The organism is Streptomyces sp. NPDC026538 (assembly GCF_055567535.1).
Window position 1 is genome coordinate 106,430 of record NZ_JBVHQG010000014.1, and the last position, 12,534, is coordinate 118,963.

Consider the following 12,534-nt stretch of genomic DNA (forward strand, 5'->3'; position numbering starts at 1 on the left):
GCAGCGAGGCGTCTCACGGCAAGAGCCCCATAGCCTGCGCGTCCTCATGGACACCTATCCTTGGAGTCGGTCGGACAGCGCGGTCCGCTCTGTTTCCTTCCCGGATGTCCGGCCCGTATGCGGACAGGCCCCGCCTGCCGCCCGGTCGACGGACGGGTCCCCTCCAGACGAGCTTCAACACTGCAAGGAGCCGCACCTGTGAGCAGTGCCGACGACCAGACCACCACGACCAGCAGTGAGCTGCGCGCCGACATCCGCCGGCTGGGTGACCTTCTCGGCGAGACCCTCGTCCGGCAGGAGGGCCCCGAGCTGCTGGACCTCGTCGAGAAGGTCCGCCGTCTCACCCGCGAGGACGGCGAGGCCGCCGCCGAACTGCTGCGCGGCATCGAACTGGAGACCGCCGCCAAGCTGGTCCGTGCCTTCTCCACCTACTTCCACCTGGCCAACGTCACCGAGCAGGTGCACCGCGGCCGCGAACTGCGCACCCGCCGCGCCGCCGAGGGCGGCCTGCTCGCCCGCACCGCCGACCGGCTCAAGGACGCCGACGCCGACCACCTGCGTCAGACCGTCCAGAACCTCAACGTCCGCCCGGTTTTCACGGCCCACCCCACCGAGGCCGCGCGCCGCTCGGTCCTGAACAAGCTCCGGCGTATCGCGGCGCTCCTGGACACTCCGGTCATCGAGTCGGACCGCCGCCGTACCGACATCCGCCTCGCCGAGAACATCGACCTGGTCTGGCAGACCGACGAACTGCGCGTCGTACGCCCCGAGCCGGCCGACGAGGCCCGCAACGCCATCTACTACCTGGACGAACTGCACGCCGACGCGGTGGGCGACGTCCTGGAGGACCTGACCGCGGAGCTGGAGCGGGTCGGCGTCAAGCTCCCCGACGACACCCGCCCGCTCACCTTCGGCACCTGGATCGGTGGCGACCGCGACGGCAACCCCAACGTCACCCCGCAGGTGACCTGGGACGTCCTCATCCTCCAGCACGAGCACGGCATCAACGACGCCCTGGAGATGATCGACGAACTCCGCGGCTTCCTCTCCAACTCCATCCGCTACACGGGCGCGACGGAGGAACTGCTGGAGTCGCTCCGCGCCGACCTGGAGCTGCTGCCCGAGATCAGCCCCCGCTACAAGCGCCTCAACGCCGAGGAGCCCTACCGGCTCAAGGCCACCTGCATCCGGCAGAAGCTGGTCAACACCAAGCAGCGCCTCGCCACCGACACCCCGCACCAGCCCGGCCGTGACTACCTCGGCACCGCCGAACTCCTCGGCGACCTGCGGCTCGTCCAGGCCTCCCTGCGCGAACACCGCGGCGGTCTGTTCGCCGACGGCCGCCTCGCCCGTACGATCCGCACCCTGGCCGCGTTCGGCCTCCAGCTCGCCACCATGGACGTCCGCGAACACGCCGACGCCCACCACCACGCCCTCGGCCAGCTCTTCGACCGGCTCGGCGAGGAGTCCTGGCGCTACGCCGACATGCCCCGCGAGTACCGCGCCAAGCTCCTCGCCAAGGAGCTCCGCTCGCGCCGGCCGCTCGCGCCCACCCCGGCGCCGGTGGACGCGGCCGGCGAGAAGACCCTCGGGGTCTTCCAGACCGTGAAGAAGGCCCTGGAGGTCTTCGGACCCGAGGTCGTCGAGTCGTACATCATCTCCATGTGCCAGGGCGCCGACGACGTCTTCGCCGCCGCCGTCCTGGCCCGTGAGGCCGGGCTGATGGACCTGCACGCAGGCTGGGCCAAGGTCGGCATCGTCCCCCTCCTGGAGACCACCGACGAGCTCAAGGCCGCCGACACCATCCTGGAGGACATGCTCTCCGACCCCTCCTACCGGCGCCTGGTCGCGCTGCGCGGAGACGTTCAGGAGGTCATGCTCGGCTACTCCGACTCCTCCAAGTTCGGCGGCATCACCACCAGCCAGTGGGAGATCCACCGCGCCCAGCGCCGGCTGCGCGACGTCGCCCACCGCTACGGCGTACGCCTGCGGCTCTTCCACGGCCGGGGCGGCACCGTCGGCCGCGGCGGCGGCCCCTCCCACGACGCGATCCTCGCCCAGCCCTGGGGCACCCTGGAGGGCGAGATCAAGGTCACCGAGCAGGGCGAGGTCATCTCCGACAAGTACCTGATCCCCTCCCTGGCCCGGGAGAACCTGGAGCTGACGGTCGCGGCGACCCTGCAGGCCTCCGCGCTGCACACCGCCCCCCGCCAGTCCGGGGAGGCCCTGGCCCGCTGGGACGCCGCCATGGACGTGGTCTCCGACGCGGCCCACGGCGCCTACCGGCGTCTGGTCGAGGACCCCGACCTGCCCGCGTACTTCTTCGCCGCCACCCCCGTCGACCAGCTCGCCGACCTGCACCTGGGCTCCCGCCCCTCCCGGCGCCCGGACTCCGGCGCCGGCCTGGACGGTCTGCGGGCCATCCCCTGGGTGTTCGGCTGGACCCAGTCCCGGCAGATCGTCCCCGGCTGGTTCGGCGTCGGCTCCGGGCTGAAGGCGCTGCGCGAGGCGGGCCTGGACACCGTCCTCGCCGAGATGCACGAACAGTGGCACTTCTTCCGCAACTTCGTCTCCAACGTCGAGATGACCCTGGCCAAGACCGACCTGCGGATCGCCCAGCACTACGTCGACACCCTCGTCCCCGACGAGCTGAAGCACGTCTTCGACACCATCCGGGCCGAGCACGAGCTGACCGTCGCCGAGGTCCTCAAGATCACCGGCGAGAGCGAACTGCTGGACGCCACCCCGGTGCTCAAGCAGACCTTCGGCATCCGTGACGCCTACCTGGACCCGATCTCCTACCTCCAGGTCACGCTCCTCAAGCGCCAGCGCGACGCGGCCGCCGCGGGCGCCGAACCCGACCCGCTGCTCGCCCGCGCCCTGCTCCTCACCGTCAACGGCGTGGCGGCCGGCCTGCGCAACACGGGCTGACCTGCACCACCGCACACGGCTGTGCCCCCGGGGTCGTACACCCGGGGGCACAGCCGTGTGTGCTCAGGCCGTGTGTGCTCGAGCCGTGTGTGCTCGAGCCGTATGTGCCTGCAGACGTATGTGCCTGCCCGTGCTTGCAGCTCTACAGGCTCACTGCAAGGCGAAGAAAGCCGCCGTCAGCAGCGCGATCCCGAAACCGCCCAGTCCCCATGCCATCCGGGTCAGCCGCAGCCCTCCGGCCACCACCACCGACGCCAGCAGCAGCGCGCCGCCGAGCGGTACCCAGGCGAGCAGGACCCCGGCGGGGCCGGACCGGACCACGTCGTCGGTACCGGGCTTCACGATCACGTCGTAGGTCTGCCCCTTGCGCACCGCCACCGACTTGTCGATGACCACCCGGGAGCGCGCGGAGGCGCCGGACGAGACCGGGGTGAACGGGCCCGTGCAGGTGTCCGCACCGCACGTGGTCACCTCGATCGTGCCCCGCTCCTTGCCCTTCGTCAGCATCACGTGCTGCGCCGTACCCCAGGAGCCCCACACACCGCCGACCAGGATCAGCACGGCGACCGCGCCCATCGACACGACCCGGCCGAACCGCAGCGCGGCGACCGGGGGCGTACGGGAGGAGGTGACCGAGGCAGCAGGCATGGCCGGGATCATTGGCCATGTCCCTACGGCCGGTCAACTGCGGTGGGGGACAAGTCAGGAGTTGTACGAGCTTTGCGCCCGCTCCAGTCCCTCGGTGACCAGCGCCTCCACGGCGTCGGCCGCCCGGTCCACGCAGTAGTCCAGTTCCTTGCGCTCGGCCGAGGAGAAGTCCTTCAGCACGAAGTCCGCGACCTGCATACGGCCCGGCGGGCGCCCGATCCCGAACCGCACCCGGTGGTAGTCGGCACCCATCGCCTTCGTCATCGACTTCAGCCCGTTGTGGCCGTTGTCGCCGCCGCCGAGCTTGATCCGCAGGACGCCGTAGTCGATGTCCAGTTCGTCGTGGACCGCGACGATGTTCGCCACCGGCACCTTGTAGAAGTCACGCAGCGCGTTGACCGGGCCGCCGGAAAGGTTCATGTACGACATCGGCTTGGCCAGGATCACCCGCCGGCTCGCCGGACCCGGCGCCCCGAGCCGCCCCTCCACGACCTGCGCCTGCGCCTTGCCGGCCCGCTTGAACTTCCCCCCGATCCGCCCGGCGAGCAGGTCCGCGACCATGAAACCGACGTTGTGCCGGTTCATCGCGTACTCCGGTCCGGGGTTGCCGAGGCCGACGATCAGCCAGGGGGCGTTGGCGGCTGCGGGGGTGGTCACGTCCATGTCTCCTTGATACGCGCCAGCCGCCGCTCCCGGGAGGGAGCAGCGGCTGACGAACGATGAAACGAAGGTGAGGATCAGGCCTCGGCGACTTCCTCGCCCGACTCGCCCTCTTCGCCCTCGGCGGCTTCCTCGGCCTGCGCGGCCAGGACCTGAAGGACGACCGCGTCGTCCTCGACGGCCAGGGTCACGCCGGACGGCAGGGTGATGTCCTTGGCGAGGATGGAGGCGCCGGCCTCCAGGCCCTCGACGGAGACGGAGACGGACTCGGGGATGTGGGTGGCCTCGGCCTCGACCGGCAGCGCGTTCAGCACGTGCTCCAGCAGGTTGCCGCCCGGGGCCAGCTCGCCCTCGGTGTGCACCGGGATGTCGACGTTGACCTTCTCGCCGCGCTTGACCAGCAGCAGGTCGACGTGCTCCAGGAAGCCCTTGATCGGGTCGCGCACCACGGACTTCGGGATCGCCAGCTCGTTGGACTTGCCGTCGATGTCCAGGGAGATCAGGACGTTCGGGGTACGCAGCGCGAGCAGCAGCTCGTGGCCCGGGAGGGTCAGGTGGATCGGGTCCGAACCGTGGCCGTACAGGACACCGGGGACCTTGCTGTCGCGGCGGATACGGCGGGCGGCGCCCTTGCCGAACTCGGTGCGCGACTCGGCGGCGATCTTCACCTCGGACATGGTGATCACTCCTCGTAGAGATTAGGAACGGACGTGGTCACCCGGCCACGAACGGCCTGCTACGAAGAGCGCGTCGATAACGGAGCGCCGACACCTGTACGAAAACAGGTACGGCCTCCCTCGCCGAGCAACTGGGGCAGTCTACTCGGAGTGGAGGCCGTACCCAAAAGGATCTTCACCGGCAGCCGGCGCGGCCGGTGCAGAAACCTCACTGCACGGTCGTTACGAAGCGCCGCTCACTGCTCGTCGAAGAGGCTCGTCACCGAACCGTCCTCGAACACCTCGCGCACCGCGCTCGCGATCGTCGGCGCGATCGACAGCACCGTGATCTTGTCCAGGTCCCGGCTCAGCTCGCCCGGCGTCGGCAGCGTGTTCGTCAGCACGAACTCGCTCACCCGCGAGTTCTTCAGCCGGTCCGCCGCCGGACCCGACAGCACACCGTGCGTCGCCGTCACGATCACGTCCTCGGCACCGTGCGCGAACAACGCGTCCGCCGCGGCACAGATCGTGCCACCCGTGTCGATCATGTCGTCGACCAGGACACAGACCCGGCCCTTGACCTCACCCACGACCTCGTGGACGGTCACCTGGTTCGCCACGTCCTTGTCACGGCGCTTGTGCACGATGGCCAGCGGCGCACCGAGCCGGTCGCACCAGCGGTCCGCGACCCGGACCCGGCCGGCGTCCGGGGACACGATCGTCAGCTTGCCCTTGTCCACCTTCGCGCCCACGTAGTCCGCCAGCAGCGGAAGCGCGAACAGATGGTCCACCGGCCCGTCGAAGAACCCCTGGATCTGGTCCGTGTGCAGGTCCACGGTCAGGATCCGGTCCGCACCCGCCGTCTTCATCAGATCGGCGATCAGCCGCGCCGAGATCGGTTCACGGCCCCGGTGCTTCTTGTCCTGCCGGGCGTAACCGTAGAACGGCACGATCACCGTGATGGAACGAGCCGACGCGCGCTTCAGCGCGTCGATCATGATCAGCTGCTCCATGATCCACTGGTTGATCGGAGCCGTGTGGCTCTGGATCACGAAGCAGTCGGCACCGCGCGCCGACTCCTGGTAGCGGACGTAGATCTCGCCGTTCGCGAAGTCGAAGGCCTTCGTCGGGACAACCCCGACACCCAGCTGGTGGGCGACCTCCTCGGCAAGCTCGGGGTGGGCGCGGCCGGAGAAGAACATCATCTTCTTCTCGCCGGTCGTCTTGAACCCGGTCACAGCACTGTCTCCTCAGAGGTGTCTCAGCCGTACAGCCTGCTGGCTGCCAGCGACCCCTCGGCTGGGCGCGAGAGGCCGAATCAGCTGGTTAGGTGCGGGTGTGCACTTATCACGGTACGACGTCTTCGGCGCACCTGTTTCCGGTCAGTCCTCGTTCGTGCCCTGCCGGGAGGCCGCCTCGGCGGCCTTCGCCGCCGCACTTCCCGGACGCTTCCGGGCCACCCAACCCTCGATATTCCGCTGCTGGCCACGGGCCACGGCCAGCGAACCGGGCGGTACGTCCTTCGTGATCACGGACCCGGCAGCGGTGTACGCACCGTCCCCGACCGTGACAGGCGCCACAAACATGTTGTCCGAACCCGTCTTGCAGTGCGACCCGACGGTGGTGTGGTGCTTGCTCTCGCCGTCGTAGTTCACGAACACGCTCGCCGCACCGATGTTCGAGTACTCGCCGATCGACGCGTCGCCGACATAGGAGAGATGCGGAATCTTCGTCCCCTCCCCGATCGAGGCGTTCTTGGTCTCCACATAGGTGCCGATCTTGCCCTTGGCCCCCAGCCGCGTCCCCGCCCGCAGATAGGCATACGGTCCCACGGACGCGTTCGCACCGACATGGGCGGAATCGGCCACCGTGTTGTCGACCCGCGCCCCCGCGCCGACCCGGGTGTCCTTCAGCCGGCTGTTCGGCCCGACCTCGGCACCCTCACCGACGTGCGTGGACCCCTGCAGCTGCGTCCCCGGGTGGACGACGGCATCCTGCTCGAAGGTGACCGTCACGTCGACCCACGTGGTCGCCGGGTCCACGACGGTCACGCCGGCCAGCATCGCCCGCTCCAGCAGCCGGTCGTTGAGGATCCGGCGGGCCTCCGCCAGCTGCACCCGGTTGTTGATCCCGGCGATCTCGCGGTGGTCGGCGGCCACCGAGGCCCCGACCCGGTGCCCGGCCTCGCGCAGGATCCCCAGCACGTCCGTCAGGTACTCCTCGCCCTGGCTGTTGTCCGTGCGCACCTTGCCCAGCGCGTCCGCGAGCAGCTGCCCGTCGAACGCGAACACACCCGAGTTGATCTCCCGGATCGCCCGCTGCGCGTCGGAGGCGTCCTTGTGCTCGACGATGGCCGTCACCGCGCCGGACGCGCCGTCACGCACGATCCGGCCGTAACCGGTCGCGTCCGGGACCTCGGCCGTCAGCACGGTCACGGCGTTGCCGTCGCCGTGGTGCGTCTCGGTGAGCCGGGCGAGGGTCGCACCGGTGAGCAGCGGGGTGTCCCCGCAGACGACCACGACGGTCCCCTGGACCGCGCCGCCCAGCTCCTCCAGTGCCATCCGTACCGCGTGCCCGGTGCCGTTCTGCTGTTCCTGCACGGCCGTACGGGCGGCGGGGTCGACCGCACCGAGATGCGCGCCGACCTGCTCACGCGCGTGCCCGACGACGACGACGAGGTTCTCGGGCTTCAACTCGCGGGAGGCGGCGAGCACATGGCCCACCAGGGAACGGCCACAGATCTCGTGCAGGACCTTGGGTGTGGCCGACTTCATACGGGTGCCCTCACCCGCTGCGAGAACGACGACGGCTGCCGGGCGAATGGCGCTCACGGAGTTGCCCTTCGGCTTTTGGATGGTGGGGGTGACATCCGCAGGATACCGGGGCGTTTCATGGGGGACATGAGAGTGGGCCCTGACGGGGCTGTCGACGGTCAGGGCCCGGATGAGTGTGGCTCCCCCGCCAGGACTCGAACCCGGACAGATGGCACCAAAAGCCACAGTGCTGCCAATTACACCACGGGGGAATATGTCAACCAAACCGGACATTTAGTCAGGCGGTTGAACGGCGCCTCCTACTATGCCGTACCAGGCGCCTTCCACGCGACGATACAAGTCCGCGCTCTTGAGCGCGTAGACGGTCAGGCAACCTCGATACGCCTCCGAGGTGTTCTCGCGCGCCGAGGACTCCTCGGGCGTGCGTTCGCGCTCCGGCCTCGGCAGGTCCCGTACCCACGACGAGATCGAACTCTTCGAGCACCCCGGCTCCACCTGGATCCGGTCGTACGTCCAGCCCTGGAGCCGTAGCTCTCGCGCCCTGCCCCGCAGGTCGTCCTTGGCGTTCGGGCGCTTCGTCCGTTCCGGGGGCGGCTCGCCCTCCAGGAGGCGGTTGAGGATGTCGTTGTTGTCGACGTGCAGCCGGTCGCGGATCTGGCGCCGCCTTAGTCCGGACCGCCGCAGCGCCACCGCCTGCTTCCGGAGCCCCTCGAAGTCCCGGTACTTGCTGTCTGAATGTGCCATGGGCATACCGTCCGGGCGGAATGGTCGATTCCGAGGCTGAACGGTCATGGTTCAGCAGTTCGAGGGATACAGGCGGGTTTCGGTGTTGTTCGGTTACGGAGGGTGGTGTAGGCCAGTAGACGAAACTCACCGGAAAAGCCCACCCCCGCGCCCGTAGGCTGGACGCATGACCACGACGGGGGCAGACCGCACGACGGCCTTGGCAGGGCCGTGGTGGTGGTCGCGGTGGCGTAGTGCGGTGCTGGACGGCGGTCTGGCGCTGGTGTCGGCGCTGGAGTGCGGCGCCGAGGGGATTCCCTTCGCCCGGGACGCGGGTGTTCCGGCGTCGGCCGGGATCGTGTTCGGTCTGCTGGCCGGTTCGGTGCTGCTGCTGCGCAGGAAATGGCCGATCGCCGTCGTGCTCGTGTCGATCGCGATCACGCCGGCCCAGATGGGCTTCCTGATGGGCATCGTCGGCCTCTACACCCTCGCCGCGGCGGAGGTGCCGCGACGGATCATCGTGGCACTGTCCGGAATGACGTTCCTGGGCACCCTGATCGTGACGTTCGTGCGGGTCCGGCAGAGCATGGCGCGCGGGGATCTGACGATGGGGGACTGGTTCGTCCCCTTCGCGTCGCTGGCGACCTCGCTGGGACTGACCGCGCCCCCGGTGCTGCTGGGCCTGTACGTGGGTGCGCGGCGGCGGCTGATGGAGAGCCTGCGGGAGCGCGCGGACAGCCTGGAGCGGGAGCTTCAGCTGCTCGCGGAGCGCGCGGAGGAGCGTGCGGAGTGGGCGAGGGGCGAGGAACGGACCCGGATCGCGCGGGAGATGCATGACGTCGTCGCGCATCGGGTGAGCCTGATGGTGGTGCACGCGGCGGCCTTGCAGGCGGTGGCGCGGAAGGACCCGGAGAAGGCGGTGAAGAACGCGGCGCTGGTCGGCGACATGGGGCGCCAGGCGTTGACGGAGCTGCGGGAGATGCTCGGGGTGCTGCGCTCCGGGGACGGCGACCGGCGTCGTACGGCGTCGGCGTCCGCGTCGTTGCCGTTGGCCGCGGTGGGGGTGGCCGCCGCGGTGGCGGCCTCGCGGGTGGCCGAGGAGGAGGGGCCGTACCTGTCGGAGCTGGAGGAACTGATCGGGCAGTCGGCGGCGGCCGGGATGGTGGTCGATCTGTCGGTGGAGGGGGACGTGCGGTCGTATGCGGTCGCGGTCGAGCAGACGGCGTACCGAGTGGTGCAGGAGGCGTTGACGAACGTCCACAAGCACGCGGCGGGCGCCAAGACCCATGTGCGGCTGGCGCATCGGGTGGCGGAGATCGCGATGCAGGTGGAGAACGAGCCGCCGCCGGAGCCGGCGTCGGCGGCGTCGGCGCGCCTGCCGTCGGGCGGGAACGGTCTGGTGGGGATGCGCGAGCGCGTGCTGGGGCTGGGCGGGGTGTTCGTGTCGGGGCCGACGGACGCGGGAGGTTTTCGGGTGTCGGCGGTGATTCCGGCGGCGTGAGCGGGTGTGGTGGGTGGGGGCCGTGGACGGGCGTTGCGGGTGGGTGTCGTGGGTGGTGAGTGGTTGCGGTGGGTGGTGCGCGCGTGGGTGAGTGAGTGGTTTCGGTGGTGCGTGCGTGCGTAGGTGAGTGAGTGGTTTCGGGGCGTGGGCGCCGGTCAGGTGTGGGTGGTGAGGCGTTGGGGTTCGACGCCTGCGATGAGGGCGGTGAGGCCGTGGTCGATGTCGGGGCCTACGTACCAGTCGCCGGTGTGGTCGAGGGTGTAGACGCGGCCCTCGGTGTCGATGGCGAGCAGGGAGCGGGTCTCGGTCTCCTCGCCCAGGGGGCAGACCTCGGTGTCGAGGGCGCGGCCGAGGTCGCCGAGGGTGCGGGCGAGGTGGAGGCCGTGCAGGGGGTCGAGGTGGAGGGTGGCGGGGGCGATCTGGCGGCCGGGCCCGGTGGGGTTGATGTGCAGGCCGCCGAATTCGGCCCAGGCCTCCACGGCGGCGGGGAAGACGGCGTGCCGGTGTCCGGCGGGTGAGGTGTGCTCGCGGAGGGCGTCGGCCCAGACCTCGGCCTGTTTTATGTCCCAGCGTCCGGGTTGCCAGCCGGCGGCGCGCAGAGCCGCGTCGACGGGCACCGAGAAGCGCGTGGTGGAGGTGCGGTCGGGGTGCATCTGCCCTTCGTTCGTTTGGTGCGGGTGCGGGTGCGGGTGCGGGTGCGGGTGCGGGTGCGGGTGCGGGTGCTACGGGTGGCGTGTGGTGTTTGGTGCGGGGTGTTGGGTGCTGTGCGGGTGGGGGGTGCGTCAGTCGTCGGTGGCGGTGGGGTCGACGATGCGGACGCCGAAGTGGGCGCTGAGTGCGGCGCAGGCCCGGCAGGGGGCGGCGAAGCTGCCGTGCAGGGGGTCGCCGTCCTCGCGTATGCGGCGGGCGGTGAGCTTGGCCTGCTTGAGGGCTTTGCGGGCCTCACCGTTGGTCATGGGTTTGCGGACCGCGCGTTTGCTGCGGGCGCTGTCGGCGGAGGCGATGTGCCGTGAGATGAGGATGGCCTCGGCGCAGCGCCCGGTGGAACGGTCGCGTTGTCCGCTGGGCAGGGTGTCGAGGAACTCCTGGACCAGCGGGTGCAGCGGAGGCGGCTGGTCGCCGCGGGCCGCGGTGCCGGTGAGGGTGGCGCCGCGGACGGAGAGGGCGGCCGCGACGGTGGGCAGGATGCCGTCGCGGCGGTGCCGGAGGGTGGGCGCGGGAGGTATTTCGGTGCTGCTCCAGCCGACGCGGGGGTCGCCGGTGGTGGCGCCGTGACCGGCGCCGGGCATCGCGGTGTGCGGTCCCGTCTGTGTGACGTTCATGATCGTCTTCCCCTCCCGGGCATCCCCCCGAAAGTCACAGACTGCCAAATCCCGTGGCGGGTGCGGTAGCTGGGGCGCTGCGACACGCCCGGGTTTGGGCAGGCTGTCACGGCGGGGTGACGGCTGGTCACGGAAGCGGAGGCCCGGTGACCGGGGTTCGCGTACCGCATAGGCTGTCGGCACCGCGATGGGCGCGGTCGACGCGTCTGGGACGTGGGAGAGACAGCCGGATACGGGCCGGGGTGCGCCTTTGGGGTGTGGTTTCGGTTCGTACAGAGTGCCGCAGGGGGCAACCGTCATGACGACAGGTCGGCTCGGGATGGGGGCACCGCCCAGCCGCCAGGCCGGGGGACAAGCCGTGCCGCCGAACTCGGCCTACGCCGGGCAGGTCGTGCATTTCCCGGATCCGGTCCGGGCGGCACGTCACCCGAGAGGGGTACGTGTCGACGAGCATGGCTACCCCGATTTCTCGCCGTACGCGCGCGCGGCGGCGGAGATCGCGGACCCGCCGGAGGGTTTCGGCGTCGACGAGTTGCGGCTGACGGACTACGTGTCGGCGAACGCGGTGCTGTCCGCCGCGGGTCATGAACTGTGGGACACGGTGCCGGCGGTGGCGACGCCGCACGGCTGGACGTGGCATCACGTGGCCGGGTCGCGGCGGCTGGAGCTGGTCCCGGTCGAGGTGAAGGCGTTGCTGCGGCACCACGGCGGGGTGGCGACGGCCCGGGTGGACCAGGGCAAGCGGGGCACGCGGCCGTTGCAGGAGACCCGCCCGGCCCATGTCGGGCTGCCCAAGTCGGGCGTGGCGGTGTCGGAGTCGCAGGTGCAGGGCGTCGAGGAGGACCTGGGCTACCGGTTGCCCGGTGCGTACCGCTCCTTTCTGAAGGCGGCGGGCGGATGCGCTCCGGTGGGCACGGCGCTGGACGCCGAACTCGGTCTGCTGCTGGACCAGCCGTTCTTCACGGTCCGCGACGAGGCGGCGGTCAACGACCTCGTGTACGTCAACAAGTGCCTGCGCGACCATCTGACCAAGGACTACCTGGGTGTGTGTTTCGTGCAGGGCGGTCTGCTGGCGGTGAAGGTGAAGGGCGACCGGCTCGGTTCGGTGTGGTTCTGCGCGTACGACGACGTGCGCGACGTGGATCCGTCGTGGCCGCCGGCCGAGCGGGTGGAACGGCTGCTGCTGCCCTGCGGTGAGGACTTCGACGTGTTCCTGTCCCGGCTGGCGGGTTCCCCGCCGGAGCTGGAGACGGTGGCGAACCTGATGGTGGACGGCGGTTTCGCCCGTGCCGTCTCTGTTGGCTCGGGGGAGTGAGTTT

Annotated in this window: 11 protein-coding genes and 1 tRNA gene; 3 read left to right on the plus strand and 9 right to left on the minus strand. The window is 70.2% G+C overall.

Going from position 1 to position 12,534, the window contains the following annotated elements; all coding sequences use genetic code 11:
- The first annotated feature begins 198 nt into the window (after nt 1-198).
- Nucleotides 199-2,931 carry a phosphoenolpyruvate carboxylase gene (gene ppc, locus ACZ4N4_RS40105; RefSeq protein WP_453564839.1) on the plus strand — a complete coding sequence of 911 codons (2,733 nt, stop codon included), beginning with the start codon at nt 199-201 and terminating at the stop codon, nt 2,929-2,931.
- Between the two features lie 150 nt (nt 2,932-3,081).
- Here the strand turns inward: ppc and ACZ4N4_RS40110 are convergent, their stop codons facing one another.
- The 7 genes from ACZ4N4_RS40110 to ACZ4N4_RS40140 all read right to left on the minus strand — a co-directional run bounded on the left by ACZ4N4_RS40110 (nt 3,082) and on the right by ACZ4N4_RS40140 (nt 8,413).
- Complete coding sequence (locus tag ACZ4N4_RS40110; RefSeq protein ID WP_467598366.1) at nt 3,082-3,591, minus strand: hypothetical protein; 510 nt, start codon at nt 3,589-3,591, stop codon at nt 3,082-3,084.
- A gap of 42 nt (nt 3,592-3,633) precedes the next feature.
- Nucleotides 3,634-4,242, minus strand: a complete 609-nt coding sequence (gene pth / locus ACZ4N4_RS40115) for an aminoacyl-tRNA hydrolase (protein WP_450765531.1) — start codon at nt 4,240-4,242, stop codon at nt 3,634-3,636.
- Between the two features lie 74 nt (nt 4,243-4,316).
- Nucleotides 4,317-4,916: a 50S ribosomal protein L25/general stress protein Ctc gene (locus tag ACZ4N4_RS40120; RefSeq protein ID WP_467598369.1), complete on the minus strand. Its 600-nt coding sequence runs from the start codon at nt 4,914-4,916 to the stop codon at nt 4,317-4,319.
- Between the two features lie 236 nt (nt 4,917-5,152).
- Nucleotides 5,153-6,133: a ribose-phosphate diphosphokinase gene (locus ACZ4N4_RS40125; protein WP_351710648.1), complete on the minus strand. Its 981-nt coding sequence runs from the start codon at nt 6,131-6,133 to the stop codon at nt 5,153-5,155.
- Between the two features lie 144 nt (nt 6,134-6,277).
- Complete coding sequence (gene glmU, locus ACZ4N4_RS40130) at nt 6,278-7,726, minus strand: bifunctional UDP-N-acetylglucosamine diphosphorylase/glucosamine-1-phosphate N-acetyltransferase GlmU (protein WP_453564833.1); 1,449 nt, start codon at nt 7,724-7,726, stop codon at nt 6,278-6,280.
- Nucleotides 7,727-7,845: 119 nt separating this feature from the next.
- Nucleotides 7,846-7,920, minus strand: a tRNA-Gln gene (locus tag ACZ4N4_RS40135).
- 22 nt (nt 7,921-7,942) lie between these two features.
- Nucleotides 7,943-8,413 carry a hypothetical protein gene (locus ACZ4N4_RS40140; RefSeq protein WP_467598373.1) on the minus strand — a complete coding sequence of 157 codons (471 nt, stop codon included), beginning with the start codon at nt 8,411-8,413 and terminating at the stop codon, nt 7,943-7,945.
- A 166-nt stretch (nt 8,414-8,579) separates the two neighbouring features.
- On the opposite strand from ACZ4N4_RS40140, the gene ACZ4N4_RS40145 reads away from it, so the two are divergent.
- Nucleotides 8,580-9,893 carry a sensor histidine kinase gene (locus ACZ4N4_RS40145; protein ID WP_467598376.1) on the plus strand — a complete coding sequence of 438 codons (1,314 nt, stop codon included), beginning with the start codon at nt 8,580-8,582 and terminating at the stop codon, nt 9,891-9,893.
- A 155-nt stretch (nt 9,894-10,048) separates the two neighbouring features.
- On the opposite strand, the gene ACZ4N4_RS40150 is transcribed toward ACZ4N4_RS40145, so the two are convergent.
- Nucleotides 10,049-10,546 carry an SUKH-3 domain-containing protein gene (locus tag ACZ4N4_RS40150; protein ID WP_450765541.1) on the minus strand — a complete coding sequence of 166 codons (498 nt, stop codon included), beginning with the start codon at nt 10,544-10,546 and terminating at the stop codon, nt 10,049-10,051.
- A 129-nt stretch (nt 10,547-10,675) separates the two neighbouring features.
- On the minus strand, nt 10,676-11,215 hold the full coding sequence (locus tag ACZ4N4_RS40155; protein WP_467598379.1) for a YwqJ-related putative deaminase: 540 nt from the start codon (nt 11,213-11,215) through the stop codon (nt 10,676-10,678).
- A 298-nt stretch (nt 11,216-11,513) separates the two neighbouring features.
- Here ACZ4N4_RS40155 and ACZ4N4_RS40160 point away from each other — a divergent pair, with 298 nt between their 5' ends.
- Entirely contained in the window at nt 11,514-12,530 is a 1,017-nt protein-coding gene (locus tag ACZ4N4_RS40160; RefSeq protein WP_453564823.1) for an SMI1/KNR4 family protein, read from the plus strand.
- Nucleotides 12,531-12,534: the final 4 nt, after the last annotated feature.

Excerpts from the sequence above, each read along its gene's own strand:
- ACZ4N4_RS40110 (WP_467598366.1), bottom strand. The coding sequence starts at position 3,591 with ATGATCCCGGCCATGCCTGCTGCCTCGGTCACCTCCTCCCGTACGCCC.
- pth (WP_450765531.1), bottom strand. The coding sequence starts at position 4,242 with ATGGACGTGACCACCCCCGCAGCCGCCAACGCCCCCTGGCTGATCGTC.
- ACZ4N4_RS40120 (WP_467598369.1), bottom strand. The coding sequence starts at position 4,916 with ATGTCCGAGGTGAAGATCGCCGCCGAGTCGCGCACCGAGTTCGGCAAG.
- ACZ4N4_RS40140 (WP_467598373.1), bottom strand. The coding sequence starts at position 8,413 with ATGGCACATTCAGACAGCAAGTACCGGGACTTCGAGGGGCTCCGGAAG.
- ACZ4N4_RS40145 (WP_467598376.1), top strand. The coding sequence starts at position 8,580 with ATGACCACGACGGGGGCAGACCGCACGACGGCCTTGGCAGGGCCGTGG.
- ACZ4N4_RS40150 (WP_450765541.1), bottom strand. The coding sequence starts at position 10,546 with ATGCACCCCGACCGCACCTCCACCACGCGCTTCTCGGTGCCCGTCGAC.
- ACZ4N4_RS40155 (WP_467598379.1), bottom strand. The coding sequence starts at position 11,215 with ATGAACGTCACACAGACGGGACCGCACACCGCGATGCCCGGCGCCGGT.
- ACZ4N4_RS40160 (WP_453564823.1), top strand. The coding sequence starts at position 11,514 with ATGACGACAGGTCGGCTCGGGATGGGGGCACCGCCCAGCCGCCAGGCC.